The following is a 25,147-nucleotide window of genomic DNA, read 5'->3' as shown; positions in this document are numbered from 1 at the left end:
CGATGGCGAAGCTGATCCAGTACCGCGTCGAGCGCCTCGACTCGTTCAAGCACGAAGGCCCGACGCCGGTACTCGACGCGATGTTCAGCCGCAAGGAGCCGAAGACCGGCACCGACGGCACGCTCTCGTGGACCGTCGATGTCTTCAACCCGGCCACCGGCGAGGATTTCGTCGTCGGGCTCAAGGAGATCACCCTGCCGGACGGCGTCACCCGGCCGTACTCAATCTGGCTCTCCGGCAACTACCCGCGCGCCCTCGACGGGCTGACCAAGCTGCTGTCCTTCGACATACGCGTCCTCGACCCGGCGTGGATCGGCATGAAGCTGCGGAAGCTGCTCGACTACCCCGAGCCGCTCGGCGACTTCATGGCCTTCATCCCCGGTACCCGTCGCCAGACCAACTACCCCTCGACCGTCGCCTACCTCGCGCAGTTGATCATCCACCGCTACGCGATGCTGGGAATCCTGCGCCGGCCGGCAGCACCGCGGCGCAACCGACGGCTGGAAAGCTGTGCGCCGAGTGCGGGAATCTGACGATGATCCGGAAATATGAGTGTGATTTCTGTACGGCTTGCGGGGCGGTGGGGAGTTGCGGGTAGGTGAGCGCCGGGAGCAGGAACGCGTGCCGCGTTCCTGCTCCCCAGAAAACCGGATGCGGCGCACGGGAGCGGTGTTCTGCGTGCGATTGCCATGGTTTGGAGGTTCTCGTGCTTGGCGCTACACTTGATGAAAGGAGGGTTGTGCATGACTGACAGCGTGGAAAACCTGATTCTTGAACACTTGCGTGGCTTGCGGGCAGGACAGGACCGGCTCGAGAGCGAGTTGCGAGAGGTCGCGGCGCGTCTCACCCGCCTCGAGGCCGGCACCGCTGCCGGTCGACGTGATAGTTGCCCACAACTTTGAAGAAATCATCCGAGAGCAGGCCAGCATCGACCAGATCAAGGCGCGAATCGACCGGATCGAGAGGCGGCTGGAAATCGTGGGTTGAGTGAGGCATCACCCACAGGGGTCAGGGGACAACACGGTTACGGGACGAGCATGTTTGCTTCGGCCCCAGCTTCCTACTCCAGTCGCGAAACTTCGCGCGCGCTTGGCGCTGAAGTGGGCGACCAAGATTACTGCCCTTCTCCGTTCCGTGTATCAACTTTCAATCGTCGCGCTGTATCAACTTACTCCCGTTGCCGACACTGTGTCGGCGTTGTCCCGATTTCGATGAGGTGCAGGCATGAGTCGCCGTTGTTTCTCCAAGTCCTTGTGCGCTGTCGGCTGTGCGCTCGCGGTCGCGCTTGCCGGGTGTTCGACAATCGATCTGTCGCCACATCCGCCGGTCAAGGCAGCAACTTCGCTTCCTCCGGCCATGGTGCTTGCCATTACCCAATACGCCGCACCAGATCGTCCAGTCGCCGACCCGAACGCTAGACCGTGGACACGGAGGTTTGCCAGCCTGAAAGGACCGGCAGAGGAGGAGTTCGTGGTGCAACTTCGAAACTCCTTGGTCGCCAAGCTCGAGGCGAAAGGTTTTAGTGTTCGCCTGTCCGACGTTCGCCTGCCCGAGATATTCTCGCGGCCAGAGCCATCGATTGCGAGTTCGGAATTCCCGCTGACGACGCCCGAGTCAAGGGAGCAATATGCGAAACAGTTTCGTAGCGATTTCGAACGCGGTCTGGCGGAGCTGAAACGGCAGATGCCGTCGGAGGGGGCTGCCGCTTTGATCGTCGTCGCGTGGCGCCGCTCAACCGCCCAGCTCAGTTACACCACTCGACCTACGGACAGCTACGCGGCCGACCTCCGTGTCGTTCTTGCGGATGGCTTGCTCGCGTTTCGCGGCGGAGGGTTCGCGCGCGCGTGGGAACAGGGGAGAAGGCTCGGCTCCTCCGACGGAGCCGAAATCTACGAGCTTCTCGATGTCCCTGTACCGGTTGTCGCAGAGCGACTCGTGGCTGAGGCGAGCAAGAACTTTCCCGTTCCGGCTGGCACTGCGAGATAGCGGATGGCGGCGAGCCGAGTACTGCCTGGGAAGCGAGACAATCCACGTACCACCCCCTAACCCGCTACGGCCACTGCCGTCGGGAGTCTCGCCTACCGGCGGGCGGGCTCTCGCTCCGGGCGGGGAATCTGTGGCACATCGGTAGGTTTGCTCGGCACCAGGAAGGAAAACGCCGCAGGGTCGGCCAGCCATTCGAGGTTGATGCCGTCCAGCAGAATGGTTATCGGTACTTCGTGTGTCTTTCCGGCGTGCCGGACGCTGGCCATCGCGTCGAATCTCTTGTCGCCGCCACCCGTGACCCGGACCTGCACGATCTCGGCGCCGCTATCCTTGAATTGAGGGTCTCTGCGAAAGTGTTGCTGCATCGACGTTCGCGTCAGTTCGCCAAGCTTTTCCGGGCCCGGAAAGCAGCCCGAGAGGGCACATGCCAGAGCCAACAGCACAACCGCGAGCCGTGACTTCATGGGAGGCAATCAGGTATCTCCGGTGGATGACTGGCTGGCTACCGACACTTCGAGCAGCGTGTCGAGTTCGATCCAGAGAGGCTCGCACAATCCCGCACGGTAGACCGCTCTCTTGAACGCCGGATGTTCACTGCGATAGACATTGTGCAAGCCACGTCGGTCGTCGATCACGCAGGTTCTGACATTGGCCAGGCGGTCGGCGGCCTTCACCACCAGGGCCAATTCGGTGGGCCCGGCGACCGCCGCCAGCCTGGCATGGGTTTGCTGCTTGCGCTCGGCGCGGCTATTGGCGGGCGAATCAGTCAGCAGATCGACGCATTCTGCGATGCGCTGCCCGAAATGGTCCCGGATATCGCTTACGGTGATTTCGGTGTCTTCAACGACGTCGTGGAGGTAGCCGACGATCTGAGCCTCGATACCGTAGGGCGACAACAATCTGACGACCGCGTCGAGGTGGAAGGAATACGGTCGAGCGCCATACATCTGGTCGCCGTGCGCCGCCAAGGCGAAGGAGCGCGCGGCGTCGAGTACGCGGGGGTCGGTATCGTTGATCATCTAGGTGGATCAGGGTGGATGGTTGCCAGCAGACCTTCGATTCCTTCCCATTGCTGCCGCCAGAAGCCACTCCGTGCGGCAGACTCGGGTAGCGGCCCGTGCGCCAGGCCGGTCGACGGGATATCCTGAATCAGATACTGCGTACCGAAAATCCGGTCCCAGACCGGGAAGAGAACGGCGAAATTGCAGCCGTGGCGAAACTGATGGCCGGCCGGCAGTTCCAGCGCGTGGTGCCAGCGATGGTAGCGTGGGCTGACGAGAAGGTGTTCGCCAATGGGCCCGAAGGACAGTCGGGCATTGACGTGCGACAGGTTTTCGACCGTCCGCACGACAATCAGCAGGCCGACGAAGTGGCCCGGCGGAACGCCGATGAGCAGTGCGATGACGGCGAAGCAGAAACCGTTGCTCAGATCGTCGAGCAGATGGTTGCGGCTGTCGGTCCACAGCGTCATCTGGCGCTGGCTGTGGTGAATGGCGTGCAATGCCCACCACCAGTTCAGCGAGTGCGAGAAACGGTGGCGCCAGTACTCGGCGAAATCGAAAATCACCAGGTAGGCGAAAAAGCTGGCCAACGGCCAGCTTTCCAGAACGGGAAAGAGGTCCTCCAACTGCGGCGGAATGAACCCGGCAAAACGCAGCCAGCCATCGACGAGAACGAACAGCGGCGCCAACAGCACGAACATGAGGAGCGGAATGACGCCCAACCGATCGAGGAAGGAATAGAGGACGTCTACCCGAACCGCTTTGCGATCCGGCCAAACCTCGATCGGTCGCAGGGCCTCGAGCGGGCGCAGGAGCAGGTAGGCGACGGCGAGTTGCAGGACGCCGCAGAGGAAGAATTCGATGCCGTCGAAAGCCATCTCGAGATGGCTGCCCAGTCCGAGCGCCAGCAGCGGCGGCTGAACGACGCGATCGAGCAGCCAGCCCTGCAGCGATACGAAAATCTCGACCGGCCCGCCGGTCATCGCCGCGCACCCGGCGTGGCAAAACAGAAACCCTTCTCCCGCAGGGCGCCGATCAGCGGCGCCAGCATCGGCGCAAAGGCGTCCTTGCGCGACCAGATGCCGAGGTGCGCCATGACGATGTCGCCGTCCTTCAAGCGCGCGAGCGCGCGCTGCAGCAGGACGGAGTTGGGGTAGGTTTCGGATGGCAGTTCGTCGCCCAGAAAGCCCGCCGGAGCCCAGCCGACGTGCTGATAGCCGCAGGCCCGTGCGGCCGCCAGCGTGTTCGGAGTCGTGCGTCCGCCGGGCGCCCGCCAGAGTGGGTCGAGCCGCCGTCCGGTGAGTTCCTGGAAACGCGTATCGGGGCGTTTCAGCTCGGCACAGACGGCTGCCGCATCGAGCGTAGCGCTGTCGCCGTCAGGCAGTCGATAGCGCACCCGGTCTCCGATGTCGTCGCGAAAGCTCCCATGTCGCCAGGTGTGGCTGCCGAAAGCATGACCTTCGGCGACGCGCGCCTGCCAGTAGCCTGCCCAGCTCGGATCGAGCGCCTGATCGCCGCGGAAGGTCTTTTCCTGCGCCACGAAGAAGGTCGCCTTGGCGCCGTAGCGGGCGAGCGTCTCAGCAATCAGTTCGGCGTGGCGCATGTTGCCCGTGTCGAAGGTCAGGTAGAGTGTTCCCTTGCAGGCGGCGGGAGCGGCCAGCGCCGCGGCGCCGGCGGCCATCAGCACCAGTCCCTGGAGCAAGCGGGCAGCGCCAGTCTTCATCGCAGACCGGCGTGGTTCAAGAAGAAGACGCCGTGCGGTGAGCTGCCGACCGGGATCGACAGCTTGAGTTTCTTGGTCGTCAGGTCGACGACCTGCACCTTGCGCGCAAAACGCGCCGTTGCCCAGAGTTCCTTGCCGTCGGCACGTACCATCATGTCGTCCGGTCCGCCGGGCACGTCGTACTTCTCCACGACGCTCATCGTCTTCGTGTCGAGCAGCGAGATGCTGCCGTTGACCGAGCGGTTGGAAACGAAGAAATGGCGGCCGTCGCCTTTCGGCTGCAGGTTGTGCGCCGCGGTGTCGGTGGCGATCTTCTTGACGCTCTTCTGGAAGCGCCATTCGATGACCTCGACGACGCCTTCGCCCATGCTCGCCACCAGCAGATGGCGGTTGTCCGGCGCCATGACGATTCCCGCCGGAGTAGCGGCGACCGGCATCACCCAGGCGATCTTTTGCGTTCCAAGGTGAATGGCCATGACCTCGTTGGAGTCTTGCAAGGTGACGAAGACGAACTCGCTGGCATTGTCGAAAGCCAGGTGGGAAGGCGTTCGTGGCGCGGCCAGGCGGGCCTTGAGCCGGAAGTCGGCGGGGTCGTAGAGATCGACCCGGTCGAGGCGCAGCGACGTGGCGACGAACCACTTGCGGTCGGGCGAATAGCCCAACTGGTAGGGGTCGGAAATGCCGCGTAGGCGCCGCTGTTCGCGGCCGGTAAGCGGGTCGAAGAACACCAGTTGATTGGATGCTGCGCAGGCGACGATCAGCGACTTGTCGTCCGGAGTCGGCATCAGGTGGTGCGGCTCCTTGCACACCGCTACCTTGCCCGTGACCTCGTAGGTCGTGGTATCGATCAGGCTGATTGTTCCGTCGGCCGAATTGAGGGCGATCGCCAACTCGGCTTGGGCGGCGGCCATCTGCCAGCCGAACAGCGAAATTATCAGCAAGCGCCCGGCAAGGCGGGCAAAATCGACGAGGCGATAGGGTAGCGGCACGTCGCAGCGACGAAAACAATAAAAAGTTACCAAGTATAAGGTCCTTTCGCCCGCGCCGGCGCAGGGCAGGCGGGCAATCGGCATCCGCTGGACCGTTGGTGGGCCCCGAAAAAAGCCTGCTTCAAAGTTTCCGCTGAATCAGTTCGATCTTGTAGCCGTCCGGATCCTCGACGAACGCAATCACGGTCGTGCCGTGTTTCATCGGCCCAGCCGGGCGCACTACCTTGCCGCCGCGCGCCTCGATCTGCTGGCAGGCGGCGTAGGCATCGGCCACTTCGATCGCCACGTGACCAAAGCCGGTGCCGAGTTCGTAGGACGAGGTGTCCCAGTTGTGCGTCAGTTCGATGACGGCTTCCCCCGATTCCGGCCCATAACCGACGAAGGCGAGGGTGAAACGGCCGCTTGGGTAGTCCTGGCGACGCAACTCGCGCATGCCCAACACGTCGGTGTAAAAAGCCAGCGAGCGGTCGAGGTCGCCGACGCGCAGCATCGTATGCAGGATTCTCATGCCTTCTCCTTACCAATAGGGGCAAAGGGCCGCTAGGCGCTGGAGTTCCTTGCGCGCAGCCCGATAGTCGGGGTACAGCCGTTCGACGATCGACCAGAACGCGGGGCCATGGTTCATTTCGCGCAGATGGGCGAGTTCGTGCACCACCACATAGTCGATCACCGGCAGCGGGAAGTGGATCAGCCGCCAGTTCAGGCGAATGCCACCGCGTCGGCTGCAGCTTCCCCAGCGCGTGCGGGCTGCCGACAGCGACAGGCGGGGCGGCTCGACACCCAGTCGTGGCGCGTGATAGGCCAGGCGCTCGTCGAACAGCGCACGCGCCTGATCGCGCAGGGCCCTCTCGACGACGCGCGGGGCGTCGGCGGGCGAGCGCAAACAGAGGGTCAGCGTGCGCTCTGGCGACTGTAGCCGCCAAACGCTGCGATTGGCGCCGTGCGCCAGCCGGATCTCGACCGGACGGCCGAGAACGGGGAGTCGCACGCCATCGGCAATCCGCAAGGCTTCCACCACAGGACGCTTCTTCCATTCGTCGAGCTTGCGCCGAACCCATTCGCCGTGCTGCAGGATTACCGACTCGACCTCGCTTAGCGGAGTGAGCGGCGGCGCGCCGACACGCAGGCCGTGTCGGTCGACGGTCAGGCCGATGGTTCGGCGTCTGGCTCGCCGCAGGACATAGGGAATCGTGTCATCGCCCAGTTCGATGGTGCGCGCTGCCTGGTCGATGGTTGGCTGGTCGTCGCCAGGCCGCCGCCGCTCAGGCGGCGACGGCATCGCTGGCTGCCGGGTAACGATGCGGCGACAGGCGGCGCATTTCGCTTTCTATCCACGTCGCGGCCAAAGCATTGATCTTGTTGGCTGTCTTGCCGGCCGGATCGATCGGCGGCCCAATGCTGACCGTAATCAGGCCGGGGGATATACGCAACGCACCTTTGCCCCAGACTTCTCCGGCGTCGTGCGCTACCGGAACGATCTTGGCACCGGTCCGCACGGCGAGATGCGCACCGCCCGGTTTGTAGCGACAGGTCTCGCCGGGGGCGACGCGCGTGCCTTCGGGAAAAATGACCACCCAGTAGCCGGCCGCCAGGCGGTCGCGTCCCTGGTCGAAGATCTGTTTGAGCGCGTCCTTGGCGGCCGCCCGGTCGATCGAGATCATTTTCAGCGCCGCCAGGCCCCAGCCGAAAAAGGGTACGCGCAGCAGTTCTTTTTTGAGTACGAAGACGAGTGGCGGAAAGACGTCCTGCAGACCGACGGTTTCCCACGCCGACTGGTGCTTGGCGAGAACCACCGAAGGTTCGGCGGGAATGTTCTCGCGCCCGAGCACCCGGTAGCGAATCCCCAGCACCCACCGACAAAGGGCCATGAAGCCGACGCGCCAGAGGGCGATGATGCGGTAACGCGCAGGCATCGGCAGGATCACCGCCAGCGAAACGAGAACGCCGAAGGGTATCGTCAGCAGGCTGACCAGCAGCAGGAACAGCGCAGACCGTAAGGCGGTCATCACACCAGCAGAATCTCGTCGGTAGCCGTCGCCAGGTCGGGGAAGATCCGCGTGCCGTCCGGCAAGCCGCCTTCCGCCTTGGTCTGCGTTCCCTTCCCGGTGAGCACGAGCAGCGGTCGGGCGCCGACCGCCGCTGCGGCGAGCAGATCGCGCAGCGAGTCGCCGACCGCCGGCGTACCGACCAGATCGACGTTGAAGCAGCCGGCAATGCGCTCGAACATGCCGGTTCTCGGCTTGCGGCAGTGGCAGTCGGCCTCGATCGGGTGCGGACAATAGAATATCGCGTCGATGCGTCCGCCGGCCGCCTGCACCGCGCGGTGCATCTTGTCGTGGATGGCGTTCAGGGTATCCATGTCGAACAGGCCACGGCCGAGGCCGGACTGATTGGTGGCGACGACCACCCGGTAGCCGGCCTGACTGAGTTTGGCAATCGCTTCGATACTGCCGGGGATGGGCCGCCACTCGGCAGGCGACTTGATGAACTGCTTGGAGTCGTAGTTGATGACCCCATCGCGGTCGAGGATGACGAGTTTCATACGGCGAGCTTGGAGATGTCGGCGACCGCATTGAGCTGGTCGAAAAGCGCTTTCAGGAGGCCAAGTCGGTTGCCTCGCAAGAGCGGTTCGTGAACGTTGACCATCACTTCCTCGAAAAACCGGTCGACTTCGACCCGCACCGAAGCGAGCACCTTGAGCGCGTCGGCGTAATCCTCGTTCGCCACGAGCGACCTGACCACCGGCGCGATCAGGAGCAGCCGTTCGAAGAGCGCCTTCTCGGCGGCTTCTTCGAGCAATGCGACGTCGGGTTCGGGAAAGTTCTCGCCGGCTTTGCGAAGGATATTGCCGATGCGTCTGTTGGCCGCGGCCAGCGCCAGCGCTTCGGGCAAGGCCTGGAACTCGCGCACCGCCGCCAGTCTGGCGGGAACCCGATCGATGCGTGTCGGACGTTGGGCCAGCACGGCCTCGACGACGTCGCCCGCATGGCCGGCGTCTTTGAGCAGGCCGCGCAGCCGGTCGAGAAGGAATGTGAGCAAGGGCTGGTCGACCGGCTCGAGACGAATTCCCTGCGCGACGAGCGTGTTCCGGGAGGCTTCTATCAGTTCGGCCAGATCGAGCGGCAGCGGTGTTTCCATCAGGATGCGCAGAACGCCGAGTGCGGCGCGGCGCAGGCCGAACGGGTCCTTGTCACCGGTCGGCAGTTGTCCGATGCCGAAGAATCCGACCAGCGCGTCGAGCTTGTCGGCCAGCGCGGCCGCACAGGCGATGTTGCCGGCCGGTAGAGCATCGCCGGCGAAACGCGGCCGGTAGTGCTGCTCGATGGCGTCGGCGACGACCGGCAGGCCGCCTTCGTGCAGCAGATAGTAACGGCCCATGATGCCCTGCAGTTCGGGGAACTCGCCGACCATGTCTGTCAGCAGGTCGATCTTCGAGAAGAGCGCCGCCCGTTCGGCGATGTTGGCATCGGCATGCAGTCTTTCGGCAATCCAGCGGGCACTGCGGCCGAGACGCTGGGCGCGGTCACCCAGCGTGCCGAGCCGGTGGTGATAGACCACCGAGGAAAGTCGCATGACCCGCGTCGCGAAGCCGTTCTTGCGATCCTGATCGTAGAAGAAGCGCGCGTCGGCCAGGCGTGGACGGACGACGCGCTCATTACCGCGGATGATCCCGGTCGGGTCGTCGACCTCCATGTTGGAGACGATCAGGAACTTGTTGAGCAGCCTGCCGGCGGCGTCGAGCAGCGGGAAGTACTTCTGATTCTGCTGCATGGTCAGGATCAGGCACTCCTGAGGCACCTCGAGGTAGTCGGCCTCGAACTCGCCGACATAGACCGCCGGCCACTCGACGAGCGCCGTCACCTCGTCGAGCAGCGCATCGGCCGGGTCGAGGCGCGCCGCAAGTTTGTCCGCAGCCGCGGCGAGTTGCGCCGCAATGGCGCTGCGCCGTTCGGCGAACGAGGCGATGACCTTGCCGGCGGCCAGTCTGGCGGAATACTCGGCCGCCTGGTCGACGACGATCTCGCCGCTCGACAGGAAGCGATGGCCCAGCGTTCGGCGGCCGCTCGACAGGCCGAGCACCTGGCCGGGAAGCACCCGCTCGCCGTGCAGGAGTATCAGGCTGTGCACCGGGCGCACGAACTGGTGCTCGGAATCGCCCCAGCGCATGAGCTTGGGAATCGGCAACTTCTTCAGCGCCTGCGCGACGATCTCGGCCAGATGCGCGTCGAGAGCCTCGCCGGCCTTCGCCTGCCGGACGACGAAATACTCGGCCTTGCCGTCGCTCGAGCGCTGCAACTCCTCGAAAGCGACGCCGGCCGCGCGCATGAAGCCTTCCAGTGCGCGGGTCGGCTTGCCTGCGGCGTCCACTCCACCGGCGACCGCCGGCCCCTTCCTCTCGACCACCCGGTCGGGCTGTCTGGCGGCGACGCGGGTGATCGTCATCGCCAGGCGGCGTGGCGTTGCATAGGGCGTGCAGACGCTGTCCTCGGCGGTGAACTGCTGACTGGCGAGGGCGGCGAAAACGGCGTCGGCAAAGGCCTCCGACAACGCCTGGAGCGATTTCGGCGGCAACTCTTCGCAGCGCAACTCGATGAGCAGGGTGTCGTTCATGCCCTTTTCCCCTCGCTGGCGGCCCGCCGGCACATGGGGAAACCGAGTGCGGCACGCGAGTCATGGTAGGCCTGGGCGACTTCGCGCGCCAGGGCGCGCACACGACCGATGTAGGCGGCGCGTTCGGTAACCGAGATGGCGCCGCGCGCGTCGAGCAGATTGAAGGTATGCGAGCACTTCATGACCATTTCGTAGCCCGGCAGCGCCAGGCCGGCAGCGATCAGGCGTTTGGCTTCGGATTCGTGTTCATTGAAGTGACGGAACAGCATGTCGACATTCGAATGCTCGAAGTTGTATTTCGACTGCTCGACCTCGTTCTGGTGATAGACGTCGCCGTAGGTCACCCGATAACCCGGCCCCTCGCCCCAGACGAGATCGAAGACGTTTTCCACGCCCTGCAGGTACATCGCCAGGCGTTCGATGCCGTAAGTGATTTCGCCGAGGACCGGTTTGCAGGGCAGCGAACCGACTTCCTGGAAATAGGTGAACTGCGTCACTTCCATGCCGTCCAGCCAGACTTCCCAGCCGAGCCCCCAGGCGCCCAGCGTCGGGCTCTCCCAGTCGTCCTCGACGAAACGGATATCGTGCCGCCGGGTATCGATTCCCAGTGCGCGCAGCGAGTCGAGATAACGATCCTGAATGTCGGCCGGCGAGGGCTTCAGAACCACCTGGTACTGGTAGTAATGCTGCAGACGATTGGGGTTTTCGCCGTAGCGGCCGTCCTTCGGGCGCCGGGACGGCTGTACGTAGGCGGCATTCCACGGCTCGGGGCCAATCGCGCGCAGGAAGGTTGCGGTGTGAAAGGTGCCGGCACCGACTTCGATGTCGTAAGGCTGCAACAAAGCACAGCCCTGTTTGTCCCAGAAATCCTGGAGACGCAGAATGACTTCCTGAAACGTTGGCATGGGAGCTTTTCGGCGGGGGGCAGAAGACGCGATTCTACTTGGTTTCACGCCGTGCAAGCAGTAGCTTCGATGGGCCAGCCCGGCCGCTGCTCGCCGGATGGTGGGGGTGACGCGGCGGTGGCGAAGCGCCTTTCAGTAGAGCAGAAACTCCCGACGTTCGGCCTCCCACGCCGCTTCGTCGGCCCGGCTCAGCCAATCGAGGTCGGCCGGCGTCGCCGCCGGGTCGTCGACCCATTCGCGCAGCACAGGCGAGCCGTTGATCAGGTCGATCGCTCGCCGCTCGTATTCGTATTCGTAGGCAAAGTCTCGCCACAGCGGGTAATCCGGTTGCAGTTGCCGCAGCGCCTTGAAAGCCAGGCTCTGCAGGCGCCAGGGACGGAAGCTCGCGGGCTGGTAGTGCGCGTCGTCGACGTGAATCTGGACACCGTTGCACAGCCTGCCGGCGTGTTTGTGGAAGGTCGGCTCGAACCAGCACGGGCGGAGCCGGCAACCGCTCAGCCAATGCGGTGCCAGCGTGTGCATGACGCCGATCAGTCGGTCGGCGTCGATGTCGGGGGCGCCGAAAAGCTCCAATGGACGAGTCGTGCCGCGACCTTCGGAAAGCGTAGTGCCCTCGAGCATCACCGTCCCGGCGTAGCAGCGTGCCATCGACAGGCTGGCCGCGTTCGGGCTCGGGTTGATCCAGCTTCGCTCGCCGAGCGGCCAGCCGTAGCCGGGCGCCGCGTCCGGCGACCAGCCATGCATCCGTATCACCGTACAGTCGACGTCGAGGTCGAGAGTAGCCACGAACCAGCGTGCCAGTTCGCCCATCGTCAGGCCATGGCGCATCGGCAGCGGGCCAGCGCCGACGAAGCTCTCCCAGCCGGGATGCAGCCGCAGCCCTTCGATCGGCCGGCCGGCGGGATTGGGCCGGTCGAGCAGGCAGACCGCCTTGCCGTGTTCGGCAGCGGCCTCGAGCAGGTAGCGCAGCGTCGTGATGAAGGTGTAGATGCGGCAGCCGAGATCCTGCAGATCGATCAGCAGCACGTCGAAAGCCGCCATCATGGCCGGCGTCGGCCGGCGAACCGTGCCGTAGAGGCTGAACACCGGGATGCCGAGCGCCGGGTCGACGAAGTCCGGCGATTCGATCATGTTGTCCTGTTTGTCACCGCGCAAGCCGTGCTGCGGGCCGAAGGCCGCGCTGAGCTGCAGATCGGGAAGCGCCGCCAGTGCGTCGAGGGCGTGCGTCAGGTCGGCGTCGACCGAAGCCGGGTGGGCGAGCAGTGCCACACGGCGGCCACGCAGCATCTTGCGCAGAGCCGGTTCGGCGAGCAGGCGGTCGAGTCCGCAGGCGAACATCGAAAATTCCTTCAGGCAAGGGCGGGCGGCGGTGCCAATCGGCAGACGAAGCCGTCGCGCTGGTGAAAATCGGGCAACGCCGCCGGGTGGCGTAGTGCCCAGTAGCTGTGGCTGCCGTCGATCGTGTCGGCGGCCTCGACCACGGTGGCGAGGCCGATCTGCAGGCCAACCTTTGCGGCCAGCGGCGGCAGGGCGTCGGAAGCGACGAGTGCTTCGATTTCGAGCCGGCCGGCGGTCAGGCGGGCCTCGATATGGGGCGGCGTGAAAATCGTCAGCGTTTCGTCGCGCTGACGGTAGTCGGTGAAGGCGTAGGCCGCCCACTGGCCCGACGGCGAGAAGTTGTACTCGCGGTAGGCCGTTTCACCGGGGCAGCCGACGAAGGCCTCGAAGCAGGTATGCTCCCAAAGAGCTTCAGCGCAGATCGGATTTCCTGGTTCGGGGATCCGCAAGCGCGCCATGTCACCGCGCAGGCAGTAGGCCAGTTCGAGATCGCCGGCGGCGGTCAGGGCGGCGTGTACTTCGATCATGCGCACCACCGGTGCCGGCGTTGTCGGATGGCGGAGCAGGGCGAGGGAAAACGCGCGCGGAAACATCGGTCGGCGGGGATATGGCGGCGAAAAGACGCCATTCTAGCCTTGATGCCGGGTTTGGCGCGGAGCTTCGGCGCCCGTTTTCGGGCGTCCTTCGCATCGTTGAGGCCCAGGCTGTGGCGGCCGCCCGCCCGCCCGGAGTTTGACCGTCTGCCGACCGCTGGCCGCCAGGTCCCGGTCCGGCTCAACAGCCCGCCAGTCCGTGCCAGGCGCACAGCGTTCGCTTGACGTAGGCAAGCAGTATCCACAACCCTAAGACCAGGCAGAACGTCAACCAGGGCAGGTGTCGGCCGGCGATTGCCGGGGGCGTCAACCAGCGCACGAAACGCACGGCGGGCCGGGTGACGACTACGAACAGCAGGTAGATCGGATTGCTTTCACGCCGCGTGCCGGCCAGCAGCGCCACCGCCCCCCGTCCGAGCAGCGAGAACAGGGCGACCTCGAGCAGCGCACGGGTGATGGAAACGAGAAGCAGGTCGGGGTGGCTCATGGGGTTGTGTCAGGCAGCGGCGGCCTCCAGCCGATCGAGAAAACGGACGATCGCCTCGATCACAGCCTGCGCTTGGTCGCGCTGCGGCGTATGGCGGCAATGCGCCAGCTTGAGCAGTTCGACATCAGGCGCCGCTTCGGCGATGCAGTCGATCTGGCGCATCGTGGCGTACTCGTCGTCTTCCCCTTGGATGGCCAGCAGCGGGCAGCGGATGGCTGGCAGGCAGTCGCGAATGTCCCAGGAACGGAAGGCGGGCGACAGCCAGGTATCGTGCCAGGCGCGGAAGACCGCGTCCGGGTCACGGTGGTAGCGACCGAGCCGCCGCGGCCAGTCGCCGTTGGCATAGAACTCGCCGGCCCGCCGGATGCCGGCGAGCGCCTTTTCCTCGACGAACTCGTGCGGCGCCAGAACTACCGCACCCGCCACCCGGTCCGGCCGTGCGGCGGCGTGGATCAAGGCGATCGAGCCGCCGTCGCTGTGTCCTATCAGGAGCGGGCGTTCGATGCCCAGCGCGGCGAGCAGTGGCGGCAGGTGCTGCAGCGCTTCCTGGTGCATGTACCGGGGCGTGCGCGGCGCCGGCAGCGGTGCCGAGTGCCCGTGGCCGAGGCGTGACCAGACCAGCGCGCGGCAGGTGGTTGCCTGCGCCACGCGGGCCGGGAAATCGCCCCAAAGTGCGACGCTGCCCAGACCCTCGTGGAGAAAGACGAGGGTCGGACGATCGCTCCGTTGTTCGGCAAGGAGTCGATATTCGAGCGGCCGCCCGTCGATGTCGACAAAAGCCATGAGAACCCTGGGCCTCGGGTGGTGGAAGGTGGCGACTGTAGCATAGGTGGCACGGGCGACAGATACCGTTGGCGCCGCAACGCGGTGAGCAAGAACTCGCCGGGATCACTGGTGAGACGAGTCCAGCAGATCCAGAATCTCGCCGAAACGGTAGTCGTTCGCCAGCGCTTGGAGCCGGGCCGCCTCCTGAACATCGACGGTACGTATCTTCGCAATCACTGCGGCGGTTTCAGCGATGTCGAGTGCCGTCGCCGCTACGCGGAGTTCGTGACACAGTTCCTCGGGCAGCGGCCCCATGATCGCGCTGCCGAGCGCCGCGCCAGCTTGCGCCGAGGCGTTGTCGGTGGCAGTTGCATAGCGGTAACGCAGCATCAGGTGTCGCGCCAGGGTCGAGAAAATCTCCTCGGCACGAAATGGCTTGAGCAGAATGTCGTCACAGCCGGACGCCAGGACGGCGGCACGCTCCTCCTTGAAAGCCCCGGCAGTCAGGGCCACGATTTTCACGGCATCACCGCCAGGCAGAGCCCGGACGCGTCGGGTCGCCTCGAAGCCGTCCATGACCGGCATGCGCATGTCCATCAAGATGAGGTCGGGTCGCCAGCGCTGGAACAGGGTGACCCCCTGTTCGCCGTTCTCGGCTTCGCGCACGGCGCAGCCGGCCTGGGCCAGAAGGCTGGTCGCCAGCAGCCGATTTTCGGGCACGTCGTCGACGACAAGAATGCGCGGCGTTGGCTGATCCTTGGCCAGACCGATCACGTCAAGGGCCGGTGACTTGGGCGCGGCGACCGCCTCCGCCGACGAAAGCTCGAGCGGCAGCCTGACGCGAAACACACTGCCGCGGCCGGGCGTACTCGCCGCCACGATGAGGCCGCCCATCATCTCGACGAAGGAACGGGTAATCGCCAAGCCCAAACCGGTACCCTGATTTTCCATGGCGGAGTGCACCTGGACGAAGGGCTGGAAGATGCTCTCCAGCGATTCTTGCGGGATGCCGGAGCCAGTATCCTCGATCTCCACTTCCAACCACGTCCGCCCCTCTTCCAAGCGGGTCAGCGCGCGCAAGGCGACGTGGCCCTGGCGTGTGAATTTCACCGCGTTGCCCAGAAGGTTGATCAGGATCTGGCGCAGCTTGCCGGCATCGGCGGTGACGAAACGCTCTATGTTCGAAGCGATGTCCACTGTCAGTGCGATGCCTCGGCTTTCGGCACGGGCGCGGATCATCGTCGCGCTGTCCTCGAGCAATCGTGGCAGATCGAAGGGCTCGTCGAGCAACTCGGTCTTGCCCGCCTCGATCTTGGACAGGTCCAGGATGTCGTTGATCATCGCCAGCAAATGCCCACCGCTGCGGTTGATGATGCCGAGCTTCTGCTTTTGGTCTTCGGTGGCGTTCCGGTCGCGGGCCAGCATCTCGGAAAAGCCGAGGACGGCGTTGAGCGGCGTGCGCAGTTCGTGTGACATGTTGGCCAGAAACATGCTCTTGGCGCAGTTGGCGGATTCGGCGGCGTCCCTGGAGCGGCGCAGCTCGGCCTCGGACGCCTTCAGCTCCGTTTCGGATGACCGCAGTTCCGCTTCGATGCGCTGGCGCCGGGCGATTTCTCGCGCCAGCGTGCGGTTCCAGTAGAGGAACGCCAACAGGACCAGCGCCGCCACCGCCACGACCTGCCACATCAGGGTGTAGTCCATGCGCCACATGGCTTTCTGCGGGTTCCACTTGGCGCTGATCGCGTCGCGTTCGGACGGCGACATGGCGGCCAAGCCCTTGTCGATCAAACTGGCCAGCTCCGGCCAGTCCTTGCGGATCGCCATCGCCTGGGTGTGGTCGCCGTAAGGCGTGGGAGCCGCCACGACCAGATTGGCCAAGCCCAGTTCCCGGATCAAAAAACCGGCGTTGACCAGGTTGCCCACGTAGGCGTCGGCCTGTCCGGTGGACACGGCTCTCAGCGCGTCCTCAGACCGGCTCACTTCTGCGATATGGATATCCGGGTGCTCCGCCTTGAGCTTGTCGGTCATGAAATAGCCTTTTTCCGCGGCGACGGTCTTGCCCTTCAGGCTGTCGAGACCGCTGATGAAGGCGCCGTCCTTGCGCGCGTAGATCGCCCAGGGCATGCGCAGATAGTCCGCCGTCAGGGCGAAATCCTTTTCCCGTTCCGGCGAGCGGTGCATGGTCAGCAGTAGATCGAAATGGCGGCGCTCTCCCTTGACATCCCGCATCGATTCCGACCAACCGATGCGATCGGGCACGTATTCGACCGCGAAGCCAAAGCGCTTGGCGATGGCGTCGAGGTAATCGACCGACATGCCCGACGGCGCCGGTCCGGAGAACATATAGGGCGGCCAGTCGCTGACCCGCACCCGCACCGTGTGCTTGTCGGCAAGCCAACGCCGCTCGGCGTCGGTGAGCGCGAGTTCCGGCCCGAGGTGTTTTCCCCTCCGGATATGTCCGATATAGCGCTCGGTGATCGCCAGGCGATCCTCGGTGGGAATCGCCGCCAGCGCCTTGTTGATGATCGCCTGCAGTTCCGGCCAATCCTTGCGGACGGCGTAGCGCCGCACCAATTCACTTTCCGGTGGAAAAAAAGCCACCCCGATTTCGGTGACGGTGCGCTCGAGCAGCAGATAGTTGAAATCGGCACCACTGAGCACGGCGTCGACCTCTCCCCGGAGCAGGGCGTCCAGTAGGTCGGCGTTTTTCGCTTTCGGCACGATGACCACGTTCGGGTAGCTTTTCAGCAGCTTTTCTTCCGGCGCGTTGCCGGCCTGATGGCCAACCCGCTTGCCGGCCAGAGAAGCCATGTCCCGGTAGACGGTCAGATCGCTCTTGCGCGCGAAGACGTTTCTGTAGGTGCTGTAGGTCGGATCACTGAACAGGAAATACGGCTCCCCTTCTTTCTGGTAGGTCAAGCACAGCAAGCCGTCGATTTCCCTGCGCTTGGCCCGCTCCACGATGTCTTTCCAGACGCCTTGCTCGATGCGCAGGTTCAGGCCGGTGAGGGCGTTGATGCGGGCGAGAAGATCGGCCTCAATGCCGGTCACGTGGCCGTCGGGGTTGTTGATGACGTACGGGGGCCAACCCGCGTCAATGCCCATCGCGATATGCGGGTGCGTTTCGATCCAGGCACGCTCGGCGTCCGTCAGCTGGACCGTCGCCTGAATTAGACGTCGTTCCATCTGCCGATAGTAGCGATCCTTGATGCGCAGCCGCTCTTCTGCCGAAATCGCGGCGATGCCCTTGTCGAGGATGGACGTCAGTTCGGGCCAGTCCTTGCGGATCGCGAAGACCAGTTCGAGCGGCTGGCCGATCCGGAAAAGCGGCTGCAGACGCTTTGTCGCACTTCTCTTGAGTTGATACTCGGTGATGATGGAGCCTATGAAGCCCTCCATCTCTCCGTCGAGGACGGACGCAAAAGCGGCTTGAGGGCTGTCCACCGGAAGGGCGAAGACGCCTGGGACGGAGGCCAGCGCTTTTTTCTCGAACAGATTGCCGGTCTGGTAACCGATCCGCTTGCCAGCCAAACTCTCCAGCGAGCGGATGTTTGCCGGATTGTCGCTCCTGGCGTAGACGTACTTCCAGAGGGTCATGTAGGGCTGGGTGAAATCGGCGAACGCACGGCGCTCCTCGTGTACGGCGGCCGCTGAAAGCCCGTCGATCTGCCGGGCTTTCAGCTTGTCGACCATGTCCGCCCAGCGGCCGGTCTCGAAGGTGATCTGCGTGCCCAACAGCGCGTTGAGGCGTGCCACGACATCGCCGTCGATACCCGTAAAGCTACCATCGGGTGCCTTCAGGATGTGTGGCTCCCACGCCTGGTCGATGCCGAGGACGATACGGGGATGGTCCGCAATCCAGGCGCGCTCTTCCGGAGTCAGCTCGAGCTGTGGAATCTGTCCGACGCCGGATGCCTGAACCGGTACGACGGATTCGGCGCCTGCCGGCACGAGAGGCACTGTACCGAGACACAGAAACAGCACGCTCAGCCACCGGACCAGCCAATAGAGCCTCTTTCGCATTTTCATGGGCCTCTCTCAGCCAGCGATCATTCCCCCGCCTGTCGACGCTTTCGATCAAGCGGTCGACGTATTACCTACTGTAGCACCCAATTTGCCGTTTTCCGACCAGAGTTTCGACACCCGTTTCTCCGGGCGCCGCGATTCTCCGAAAGACTGAGCAGGACGCAGAGCGCCACGGGCGGCGCGCCGATACGTCAATAATAGTGGCGCGCGCCGCTTGGGATTGGCCACTATTGGAGAGCGAGAAATCAAGAGCCCGAAACAGGTCTGGACGACCGAGTTCCGAAGCTGGAGGTCAAGCGCTTGAAGAGCGACCAGAGCATCAGCGCCGCAATCGAGGAAGTCGGGCCAAGTGAGCAGACCTTGCGCAACTGGGCGGTAGCCTCAGCGTAAGGCCAACTCGATGGTGCCCGGAGCAGTGGTGGCGCAAGACCCTTAGCGCGAAGGCTTAGGAAAGGTCAACGAAAAACCTCCAGCCGTGGCTGGAGGTTTTCGGCGCTTAGGCGTGCCTGACGGAAACTACTTCTTCGGGGTCAGTGCGGCGGCTGCCTGCGCGGTGGCGCTCGTCGCGGCCTTGACGTTGCTGTCCACGATGTCAGTCATCTGCTTGGCCATTTGCGAGATATTCTCGAAGGCCGTGCTCGACGCGTTCATCATCTGCTTCATTGCGGCACCAAAAACGTCACCCGAGATGGGTGTGCCGACACCAGTTTTTTCGATGAGGCCGGCAGCATTGTGACGCATCGTGCTGTACTGGTCTTCCATCACCGACGTGATTTCGCGTTGCATGTTGGCGGCCAATTCGTAGAGGCTGCGCGAGTACTCCAGCAGCTTGTCGACATTCGGCCGCGCCAGCGAAGCGGCGACATCCTTCAACTCCTTCGGATCCTTGACGGCCAGCAACTGCTGGGCGCCGTTGGTGCTGGTGTTGAACAACTCACGGCTGGCGGAAAGGTTGAGAGCCGACAGCTGCTCAAGCCCATGAAAAGCCGTGCGTACCAGAGTCATCATGACTTGGGCGTTGGCTTTCTGGCTTTGGGCGAGTTGTTCGAGGTCGATAGTGCTCATGGATATCTCCGTGTTGGCAATGGTAAGGCGTAAAACGCTTGGGGGCGGCCAGCGGCGGCCGTGGCGACACGCGGCCACCGGGGGCGCCGGGAATACTTGGTTCCGACTGCGCCTGGACACCGACTCGAAACCGGCTTGAGAGAAGCGTCCGGCGAAGGGCGCGAGTTCTCTTCTGCCTTGCCGTACGAAGAACGGCTCGAGTCGGTCAGTCAAGGCGCGAGAGATTTACTTCTTGACGTTGGCCGCCGTTGCACCAACCGCCTTGACGGTGGCGTTGGTAGCTGCGGCGACGTTGGCTTCGGCGATTTCGGCGACCTGCTTCGCCGCCTTGTTCATGCTCTCGAAGGCGGTGGTGGCGGAAGCGATTGCCGACTTGACGGCAGAAACGGCAACATCGGAACCGGCCGGCGCGTTCTTCGTGGCCTTTTCGAGCAGCGCAAGGGTTTGCTTCTGGAAGTCGGCGAACTGGGCTTCGAGCAGCTTGCCGATCTCTTCCTTCGACTGCGCCGAAATCTCATACACGCTGCGGGTGTAAGCGACGGCTTTTTCGAGGCTCGGCTGCGCCAGCGAAGCCTGTACCGAGAAGAACTCCTGCGCATCCTTGGCACCGAGCATGGCCTTGGCATTGGCGACGCCATCCTCGAGCATCGAACGGGCAGTATTCAGGTTCAGCGCGGCGATACGCTCGGCGCTGGCGAGAGCCGTATTGGCAAGAGTCAGCATGGCATCGACAGAAGCTTTGTTGGCGGCAGCAAATTGCTCGGGTGTGGTGATGGTGAACATGGTCAATCTCCTCAATAAAAAGTACGGGTACAACACAACATGTGCAATGGATAACTCGCTGATCTATTGCGGTTTGCCTCGCCCAGATCTTTGTTGCACTGCACCATGGGCAGAATTATAGCCCCCTTGATTCGCTTGTCAAGCTTTTTTTGTGCGCCGCACAAATTAACTAAGCCGCTGCTTTTAAATAAAAGAAACCATGATGTTCGGAATGGTATGGAAGCGGCGCGTCATGTTCATCGAGCCGCGTCGGGGAAGCATGACGGCGACGAAAGCAGACAAGCGGCGGCCGATCTGGCGCCGCTTGGTGGCGATTCACTGCTCGCCTGGGCTGACGATGCTTGGATGGCAGAGGGGCCGGCTGGGCGGTAGCCGATTCACTCCGCCCCGGGTTTGACGACGTTGGCGGCGGGTTTGAGGTTCAGAGGAGCGCTTTTCGGTTCAGGCGCTTTCTCTTCCTTGCTCTTCGGCTGGATGATCGCGCGCGCGCGCGTCGCGTTCTTGACCGCGGCGCCACCGCTATTGACGGCGTACTTCTCGTTCAGTGCATCGTAGGAAATGTAAGGGCCTCTGACTTCGTCGGCCCCACTCTGAACCCAGGCACGGACGAAGAACTGGGTAATCTCGCTGCGGGCATCGTGTTCGATACGCTCGGCCTCGCCCTCCATCCATTCGTCGACCCCTTCGCGCTTCTGCCGGAAACGAGCCAAGCCATTGGCCCCGCCGGTGGCTACCCCCTTCTGGAAACCGTCGGCGTCCTCGGTGACTACCAGCCGGCTGGTACGCAGTTCGAGAGTGCCTTGGGTCATCACGACGTTGCCATCGAGGATCTTCACCTTCTTCACGTCGTCGATGCTCATCCGGTCCGCTTCCAGGTGAATCGGCTTGTCGCGATCCGCGCGCTCGGCTTGGGCCGGCAACGCCAGGACAAACAGAAGACTGCTCGCGCAGGCAAGGCAAAAACGTTTGTTCATGGCTTTTTCTTGGCGAAATGACTGTCGATCTGCCCGGTGACCCGGGATTCCAGCAGATAGGTCTGCTGCTTGTTGTCAACCTGCATGCCGACCCCCTTTACCCACGAGCTTCCCTGAGTGATCAGCACCGGGCTGCCGGTAAAGGCTTTTTCTTCATCGGTGAGGACGGTCAGTTCGGGGGTTTCGAGAACGAGTTCTGCCTCCTGGGCGGTCGCCGCTCGCCTGACCTCGACCTGCCCGGCAAGGTCGACGCGTTCTCCCTTGGGGCTCGAGTGTCCCCGCAACGCGCTGATCGTCACTGGCGGTCTGGTCGGGTGAAGGTAGACCAGGCGTGGGCTGGTCAGGTCGGTGGTATCGTCGTCCGGGTAGTGACGAATCTCGTCGGCGACCAGGGTGTATACGAGTTTTCCGGCGGCGTCGAGCTTGCGCAGCGTCGCGCTGTTGACGATGAAGTCCGGATCGTGACGGTTCCTGCCGTCACTGCGTTCATCTGGCCACTCGGTCACATACTGGAGCCAGAATGTCAGCGCCGCGAGAACTGCCAACAGGCTCAACGGCAGGAGTGCGCTGCTCCACTGTCTCATCGTCCGGCCACCGGCAGATACGGCGCAATGGCGGCGGCGAGTTTGCCCTGCGCCTGAAGAATGAACTCGCACACTTCGCGGACGGCGCCGCGGCCACCGCCACGCACGGTGGTGAGCGACGCGTGGCGCTGAAGCAGGGCATGCCCATCGCCGGGCGTGGCGGAAAAGCCGCAGGCACACATCAGCGGCAGGTCGGGAAGGTCGTCGCCCATGTAGCCGGCCGCATCGCTGACCAGACCGAGTTCGGCGAGCAGCGAGTTCATCACCTCGAGCTTGTTGTCGACACCTTGAAAGAGGTAGCCGATGCCCAAATTGGCGGCTCGCGCCTCGACGCAGCGGGCGCGCCGGCCGGTAATGATGGCGACCGTCACCCCGGCCTGCTGAAGCATTTTCAAGCCGTGCCCGTCGAGCGTGTTGAAGGCTTTGAGCTCGACATCCTGGTCGCTATAGAAAAGCGATCCGTCGGTGAGCACCCCATCGACGTCAAAAGCCATCAGGCTCAGCCGGCGGGCACGTGCCGTCGCGTCCTCGAGAATGGCTGACATCAGATAACCTTGGCGTTGAACAGGTCGTGCATGTTGAGCGCACCGATCAGCACACCTTCCGCATCGACGACCGGAAGCTGGTTGATCTTGTGTTGTTCCATCATCTCGACGGCTTCGACGGCCAGCCGGTCTGGTCCGATCGAGCGCGGCCCACGGCCCATGATGTCGGCCACCGTCAACATTCGCGGATCCGTATTCCTGGCGAAGGCGCGTCGCAGATCGCCATCGGTGACCACTCCGACGACCTGGCGGTCGGGATTCACGACGGCCGTCATACCAATGCCGCCACGCGAAATCTCGAGAATGGCGTCCGGAACGCTGGTCGCCGGACTGACCGCGGGAACGGCGTTGCCCATTCGCATGACATCACGCACGCGCGTCAGGAGACGGCGGCCGAGCAAACCGCCGGGGTGCGAGCGGGCAAAATCCTCCGGCCCGAAACCTCGCGCATCGAGCAGGGCGACCGCCAGTGCGTCGCCCAAGGCCAGAACCGCTGTCGTGCTGGCGGTAGGCGCCAGATTGAGCGGGCAGGCCTCCTGCGCCACCGCGGCGTCGAGATGGACGTCGGACTCGCGTGCCAGCGACGACTGGCGATTGCCGGTCAGGCTGATCAACCGGGCTCCCTGGCGTTTGATGCTCGGCACGATGGCCAACAATTCCGTACTTTCTCCGGAGTTGGAAAGCGCGATCAGGACGTCGTCGCGCGTGATCATTCCGAGGTCGCCATGGCTGGCTTCGGCAGGATGAACGAAAAAGGCCGGTGTTCCCGTGCTGGCCAGGGTCGACGCGATCTTGCGCCCGACATGGCCGGATTTGCCCATGCCGCTGACGATCACGCGGCCATGGCAATTGAGGATGAGTTCCAGGGCACGCAGGAAAGCGTCGTTGATGCGGTCGACCAAAGCCAGCACCGCTTCGGCCTCGATGCGCAACACCTGGCGTGCCAGATCGAGCGCTTTCGCTGAGGGCTGAATATGACTCATGGGCGGGTAATGAGCGTCATCCGACGAGTATAGCAGAAGCCCCCGGCGCGCTCATCGCGCGGTCTTGTCCAGGCACAACTCGCGCAGTGGTCGGCAAGCTCCTTGGCTTTGCCTCGCGCCGCCTCGTCCACCAAGTGCCGGCGTGGCAAGCGCCATCACTCAGGCCGCCGGTAATACCTGGGCGGACAAGTAATCGCCGCCTCTGCCGAAAACGATGATTGTTAATTTAAAATTAAACATAAAACGCATCAACTTTAACTTTTAATAATCATTTGTGCCGCTTAGACTTGCGTTTACGAAAAATTCGTCGCTCCGCCGGAATGGGTCGCTCGCCGCCGTCGGATCACCTGGTGCCGCGCGTGGCGCACAGGCTCTTCCCTTTATACGATACGGAGATACGTATGGACCAATCAAATCGTTATGCCGACCTGAGCCTGGATGAAGAGGATCTGATTCGGGGCGGCAAGCACATCCTGGTAGCCTACAAGATGAAGCCCAAGGCGGGATATGACTACCTGCCGGCGGCCGCACACTTTGCTGCCGAGTCGTCGACCGGTACCAACGTCGAAGTGTGCACTACCGACGACTTCACGCGTGGCGTCGATGCGCTCGTCTATCACATCGACGAAGCGACCGAGGAAATGCGCATCGCTTACCCACTCGATCTGTTCGACCGCAACATCACCGACGGGCGGATGATGATCGTTTCGTTTCTGACGCTGGTCATCGGCAACAACCAGGGAATGGGCGATATCGAACACGCGAAGATCTACGACTTCTACATGCCCGAACGTGCGATCCAGTTGTTCGATGGCCCGGCGAAGGACATTTCCGACCTCTGGCGCATCCTTGGCCGCCCGATCAAGGATGGTGGCTATATTGCCGGCACGATCATCAAGCCCAAACTCGGTCTGCGGCCGGAACCCTTTGCCAAGGCCGCTTACCAGTTCTGGCTTGGCGGTGACTTCATCAAGAACGACGAGCCGCAGGGCAACCAGGTCTTCGCGCCGATGAAGAAGGTGATGCCCATGGTGTATGACGCGATGAAGCGGGCGCAGGACGAAACGGGTCAGGCGAAGCTCTTCTCGGCCAACATCACGGCGGACGACCACTACGAGATGTGCGCACGAGCCGACTACATCTTGGAGACGTTCGGGCCCGACGCCGACAAGGTCGCCTTTCTCGTCGATGGCTACGTAGGCGGTCCCGGGATGGTGACCACGGCCCGGCGGCAGTACCCCAACCAGTACCTGCACTACCATCGCGCCGGTCACGGCGCCGTCACCTCGCCCAGTTCGAAACGCGGCTACGACGCCTATGTGCTGGCCAAGATGGCCCGTTTGCAGGGCGCCTCGGGAATTCATGTCGGCACCATGGGCTACGGGAAAATGGAAGGCAGCGCCGACGACCGGGCGATCGCTTACGTCATCGAGCGCGACGAGTACCAGGGTCCGGCCTATCACCAGAAGTGGTACGGCATGAAGCCGACGACGCCGATCATTTCGGGTGGTATGAACGCGCTTCGTCTGCCGGGTTTTTTCGCCAACCTCGGCCACGGGAATGTCATCAACACGTCCGGTGGTGGTTCCTATGGGCATATCGACAGCCCGGCCGCCGGCGCCATTTCGTTGCGCCAGGCTTACGAATGCTGGAAGGCTGGTGCCGATCCGATCGCCTGGGCGAGGGAACACAAGGAATTCGCGCGCGCTTTCGAGTCCTTCCCGGGCGACGCCGACAAGCTCTATCCGGGCTGGCGCGAGCGGCTTGGCCGCCATCGCTGAACGCCCGT

25 protein-coding genes and 1 pseudogene are annotated in these 25,147 nt (G+C 63.7%); 4 read left to right on the top strand and 22 right to left on the bottom strand.

Features of this window, described 5'->3' with window-relative positions:
• The 3 genes and pseudogenes from Q1M07_RS17010 to Q1M07_RS17000 all read left to right on the top strand — a co-directional run.
• Positions 1-598 (top strand): annotated as a pseudogene (locus Q1M07_RS17010) (ribonucleoside-diphosphate reductase, adenosylcobalamin-dependent); the annotation flags it as partial.
• A 145-nt stretch (positions 599-743) separates the two neighbouring features.
• Positions 744-902: a hypothetical protein gene (locus tag Q1M07_RS17005; protein WP_300455766.1), complete on the top strand. Its 159-nt coding sequence runs from the start codon at positions 744-746 to the stop codon at positions 900-902.
• 571 nt (positions 903-1,473) lie between these two features.
• Positions 1,474-1,986: a hypothetical protein gene (locus tag Q1M07_RS17000; protein ID WP_300455763.1), complete on the top strand. Its 513-nt coding sequence runs from the start codon at positions 1,474-1,476 to the stop codon at positions 1,984-1,986.
• 92 nt (positions 1,987-2,078) lie between these two features.
• On the opposite strand, the gene Q1M07_RS16995 is transcribed toward Q1M07_RS17000, so the two are convergent.
• The 22 genes from Q1M07_RS16995 to Q1M07_RS16890 form a co-directional block, all read right to left on the bottom strand.
• Positions 2,079-2,450 (bottom strand): hypothetical protein, encoded by a 372-nt coding sequence (locus tag Q1M07_RS16995; protein WP_300455760.1) that lies wholly within the window; start codon positions 2,448-2,450, stop codon positions 2,079-2,081.
• A gap of 9 nt (positions 2,451-2,459) precedes the next feature.
• Positions 2,460-3,005 carry an HD domain-containing protein gene (locus Q1M07_RS16990; RefSeq protein WP_300455757.1) on the bottom strand — a complete coding sequence of 182 codons (546 nt, stop codon included), beginning with the start codon at positions 3,003-3,005 and terminating at the stop codon, positions 2,460-2,462.
• Positions 3,002-3,970 carry a sterol desaturase family protein gene (locus Q1M07_RS16985; RefSeq protein ID WP_300455754.1) on the bottom strand — a complete coding sequence of 323 codons (969 nt, stop codon included), beginning with the start codon at positions 3,968-3,970 and terminating at the stop codon, positions 3,002-3,004. The genes Q1M07_RS16990 and Q1M07_RS16985 overlap by 4 nt, the downstream gene beginning before the upstream one ends.
• Positions 3,967-4,710 (bottom strand): polysaccharide deacetylase family protein, encoded by a 744-nt coding sequence (locus tag Q1M07_RS16980; protein ID WP_300455751.1) that lies wholly within the window; start codon positions 4,708-4,710, stop codon positions 3,967-3,969. Before Q1M07_RS16980 ends, Q1M07_RS16985 begins: the two co-directional genes overlap by 4 nt.
• Positions 4,707-5,732 carry a beta-propeller fold lactonase family protein gene (locus Q1M07_RS16975; RefSeq protein WP_366984190.1) on the bottom strand — a complete coding sequence of 342 codons (1,026 nt, stop codon included), beginning with the start codon at positions 5,730-5,732 and terminating at the stop codon, positions 4,707-4,709. Before Q1M07_RS16975 ends, Q1M07_RS16980 begins: the two co-directional genes overlap by 4 nt.
• A gap of 88 nt (positions 5,733-5,820) precedes the next feature.
• A complete protein-coding gene (gloA, locus tag Q1M07_RS16970; RefSeq protein WP_300455748.1) occupies positions 5,821-6,207 on the bottom strand; it encodes a lactoylglutathione lyase in 387 nt (128 codons plus the stop codon).
• Positions 6,208-6,216: 9 nt separating this feature from the next.
• Positions 6,217-6,978 (bottom strand): SprT family zinc-dependent metalloprotease, encoded by a 762-nt coding sequence (locus Q1M07_RS16965; protein ID WP_300455745.1) that lies wholly within the window; start codon positions 6,976-6,978, stop codon positions 6,217-6,219.
• On the bottom strand, positions 6,962-7,705 hold the full coding sequence (locus Q1M07_RS16960; RefSeq protein WP_300455742.1) for a lysophospholipid acyltransferase family protein: 744 nt from the start codon (positions 7,703-7,705) through the stop codon (positions 6,962-6,964). The genes Q1M07_RS16965 and Q1M07_RS16960 overlap by 17 nt, the downstream gene beginning before the upstream one ends.
• Entirely contained in the window at positions 7,705-8,241 is a 537-nt protein-coding gene (gmhB, locus tag Q1M07_RS16955; protein WP_300455739.1) for a D-glycero-beta-D-manno-heptose 1,7-bisphosphate 7-phosphatase, read from the bottom strand. The genes Q1M07_RS16960 and gmhB overlap by 1 nt, the downstream gene beginning before the upstream one ends.
• Positions 8,238-10,310: a glycine--tRNA ligase subunit beta gene (glyS, locus tag Q1M07_RS16950; protein ID WP_300455736.1), complete on the bottom strand. Its 2,073-nt coding sequence runs from the start codon at positions 10,308-10,310 to the stop codon at positions 8,238-8,240. Before glyS ends, gmhB begins: the two co-directional genes overlap by 4 nt.
• Entirely contained in the window at positions 10,307-11,215 is a 909-nt protein-coding gene (glyQ, locus tag Q1M07_RS16945) for a glycine--tRNA ligase subunit alpha (RefSeq protein ID WP_300455734.1), read from the bottom strand. The genes glyS and glyQ overlap by 4 nt, the downstream gene beginning before the upstream one ends.
• A gap of 132 nt (positions 11,216-11,347) precedes the next feature.
• Positions 11,348-12,553, bottom strand: a complete 1,206-nt coding sequence (locus tag Q1M07_RS16940) for a DUF1343 domain-containing protein (RefSeq protein ID WP_300455731.1) — start codon at positions 12,551-12,553, stop codon at positions 11,348-11,350.
• Between the two features lie 11 nt (positions 12,554-12,564).
• A complete protein-coding gene (locus Q1M07_RS16935) occupies positions 12,565-13,146 on the bottom strand; it encodes a DOMON-like domain-containing protein (protein WP_300455728.1) in 582 nt (193 codons plus the stop codon).
• 181 nt (positions 13,147-13,327) lie between these two features.
• Complete coding sequence (locus tag Q1M07_RS16930; RefSeq protein WP_300455725.1) at positions 13,328-13,633, bottom strand: hypothetical protein; 306 nt, start codon at positions 13,631-13,633, stop codon at positions 13,328-13,330.
• Between the two features lie 9 nt (positions 13,634-13,642).
• Complete coding sequence (locus Q1M07_RS16925) at positions 13,643-14,416, bottom strand: alpha/beta hydrolase (protein ID WP_300455722.1); 774 nt, start codon at positions 14,414-14,416, stop codon at positions 13,643-13,645.
• Positions 14,417-14,521: 105 nt separating this feature from the next.
• Complete coding sequence (locus tag Q1M07_RS16920) at positions 14,522-18,427, bottom strand: transporter substrate-binding domain-containing protein (RefSeq protein ID WP_300455719.1); 3,906 nt, start codon at positions 18,425-18,427, stop codon at positions 14,522-14,524.
• Positions 18,428-18,940: 513 nt separating this feature from the next.
• The gene (locus tag Q1M07_RS16915) at positions 18,941-19,489 is read right to left on the bottom strand and encodes a phasin family protein (protein WP_300455716.1); all 549 of its coding nucleotides are present in this window, start codon (positions 19,487-19,489) and stop codon (positions 18,941-18,943) included.
• 225 nt (positions 19,490-19,714) lie between these two features.
• Complete coding sequence (locus tag Q1M07_RS16910) at positions 19,715-20,272, bottom strand: phasin family protein (protein WP_300455713.1); 558 nt, start codon at positions 20,270-20,272, stop codon at positions 19,715-19,717.
• A 377-nt stretch (positions 20,273-20,649) separates the two neighbouring features.
• Positions 20,650-21,246, bottom strand: a complete 597-nt coding sequence (gene lptA, locus Q1M07_RS16905; RefSeq protein ID WP_300455710.1) for a lipopolysaccharide transport periplasmic protein LptA — start codon at positions 21,244-21,246, stop codon at positions 20,650-20,652.
• Entirely contained in the window at positions 21,243-21,830 is a 588-nt protein-coding gene (lptC, locus tag Q1M07_RS16900) for an LPS export ABC transporter periplasmic protein LptC (protein WP_300455708.1), read from the bottom strand. The genes lptA and lptC overlap by 4 nt, the downstream gene beginning before the upstream one ends.
• Positions 21,827-22,375: a phenylphosphate carboxylase subunit delta gene (locus Q1M07_RS16895; RefSeq protein WP_300455705.1), complete on the bottom strand. Its 549-nt coding sequence runs from the start codon at positions 22,373-22,375 to the stop codon at positions 21,827-21,829. Before Q1M07_RS16895 ends, lptC begins: the two co-directional genes overlap by 4 nt.
• Positions 22,375-23,358, bottom strand: coding sequence for a KpsF/GutQ family sugar-phosphate isomerase (locus Q1M07_RS16890; RefSeq protein ID WP_300455702.1), 984 nt, complete (start codon positions 23,356-23,358; stop codon positions 22,375-22,377). Before Q1M07_RS16890 ends, Q1M07_RS16895 begins: the two co-directional genes overlap by 1 nt.
• 401 nt (positions 23,359-23,759) lie before the next feature.
• Between Q1M07_RS16890 and Q1M07_RS16885 the strand changes: the two genes are divergently transcribed.
• A complete protein-coding gene (locus Q1M07_RS16885) occupies positions 23,760-25,139 on the top strand; it encodes a ribulose-bisphosphate carboxylase (RefSeq protein WP_300455699.1) in 1,380 nt (459 codons plus the stop codon).
• The last annotated feature ends 8 nt before the right edge of the window (positions 25,140-25,147 follow it).

This window comes from Accumulibacter sp. (genome assembly GCF_029255285.1).
Lineage (GTDB): Bacteria > Pseudomonadota > Gammaproteobacteria > Burkholderiales > Rhodocyclaceae > Accumulibacter.
This window is presented reverse-complemented; position numbering and strand designations above follow the sequence as displayed.

What these genes read in the sequence shown, in the direction of transcription:
- Q1M07_RS16980 (WP_300455751.1), bottom strand. Translation starts at nt 4,710, where the DNA reads ATGAAGACTGGCGCTGCCCGCTTGCTCCAGGGACTGGTGCTGATGGCC.
- Q1M07_RS16960 (WP_300455742.1), bottom strand. Translation starts at nt 7,705, where the DNA reads ATGACCGCCTTACGGTCTGCGCTGTTCCTGCTGCTGGTCAGCCTGCTG.
- Q1M07_RS16940 (WP_300455731.1), bottom strand. Translation starts at nt 12,553, where the DNA reads ATGTTCGCCTGCGGACTCGACCGCCTGCTCGCCGAACCGGCTCTGCGC.
- Q1M07_RS16895 (WP_300455705.1), bottom strand. Translation starts at nt 22,375, where the DNA reads ATGTCAGCCATTCTCGAGGACGCGACGGCACGTGCCCGCCGGCTGAGC.
- lptC (WP_300455708.1), bottom strand. Translation starts at nt 21,830, where the DNA reads ATGAGACAGTGGAGCAGCGCACTCCTGCCGTTGAGCCTGTTGGCAGTT.
- Q1M07_RS16915 (WP_300455716.1), bottom strand. Translation starts at nt 19,489, where the DNA reads ATGAGCACTATCGACCTCGAACAACTCGCCCAAAGCCAGAAAGCCAAC.
- Q1M07_RS16965 (WP_300455745.1), bottom strand. Translation starts at nt 6,978, where the DNA reads ATGCCGTCGCCGCCTGAGCGGCGGCGGCCTGGCGACGACCAGCCAACC.
- Q1M07_RS16930 (WP_300455725.1), bottom strand. Translation starts at nt 13,633, where the DNA reads ATGAGCCACCCCGACCTGCTTCTCGTTTCCATCACCCGTGCGCTGCTC.
- Q1M07_RS16925 (WP_300455722.1), bottom strand. Translation starts at nt 14,416, where the DNA reads ATGGCTTTTGTCGACATCGACGGGCGGCCGCTCGAATATCGACTCCTT.
- Q1M07_RS16910 (WP_300455713.1), bottom strand. Translation starts at nt 20,272, where the DNA reads ATGTTCACCATCACCACACCCGAGCAATTTGCTGCCGCCAACAAAGCT.
- gloA (WP_300455748.1), bottom strand. Translation starts at nt 6,207, where the DNA reads ATGAGAATCCTGCATACGATGCTGCGCGTCGGCGACCTCGACCGCTCG.
- lptA (WP_300455710.1), bottom strand. Translation starts at nt 21,246, where the DNA reads ATGAACAAACGTTTTTGCCTTGCCTGCGCGAGCAGTCTTCTGTTTGTC.
- glyQ (WP_300455734.1), bottom strand. Translation starts at nt 11,215, where the DNA reads ATGCCAACGTTTCAGGAAGTCATTCTGCGTCTCCAGGATTTCTGGGAC.
- Q1M07_RS17005 (WP_300455766.1), top strand. Translation starts at nt 744, where the DNA reads ATGACTGACAGCGTGGAAAACCTGATTCTTGAACACTTGCGTGGCTTG.
- Q1M07_RS16985 (WP_300455754.1), bottom strand. Translation starts at nt 3,970, where the DNA reads ATGACCGGCGGGCCGGTCGAGATTTTCGTATCGCTGCAGGGCTGGCTG.
- Q1M07_RS16990 (WP_300455757.1), bottom strand. Translation starts at nt 3,005, where the DNA reads ATGATCAACGATACCGACCCCCGCGTACTCGACGCCGCGCGCTCCTTC.
- Q1M07_RS16890 (WP_300455702.1), bottom strand. Translation starts at nt 23,358, where the DNA reads ATGAGTCATATTCAGCCCTCAGCGAAAGCGCTCGATCTGGCACGCCAG.
- glyS (WP_300455736.1), bottom strand. Translation starts at nt 10,310, where the DNA reads ATGAACGACACCCTGCTCATCGAGTTGCGCTGCGAAGAGTTGCCGCCG.
- Q1M07_RS16935 (WP_300455728.1), bottom strand. Translation starts at nt 13,146, where the DNA reads ATGTTTCCGCGCGCGTTTTCCCTCGCCCTGCTCCGCCATCCGACAACG.
- Q1M07_RS16995 (WP_300455760.1), bottom strand. Translation starts at nt 2,450, where the DNA reads ATGAAGTCACGGCTCGCGGTTGTGCTGTTGGCTCTGGCATGTGCCCTC.
- Q1M07_RS16885 (WP_300455699.1), top strand. Translation starts at nt 23,760, where the DNA reads ATGGACCAATCAAATCGTTATGCCGACCTGAGCCTGGATGAAGAGGAT.
- gmhB (WP_300455739.1), bottom strand. Translation starts at nt 8,241, where the DNA reads ATGAAACTCGTCATCCTCGACCGCGATGGGGTCATCAACTACGACTCC.
- Q1M07_RS16920 (WP_300455719.1), bottom strand. Translation starts at nt 18,427, where the DNA reads ATGAAAATGCGAAAGAGGCTCTATTGGCTGGTCCGGTGGCTGAGCGTG.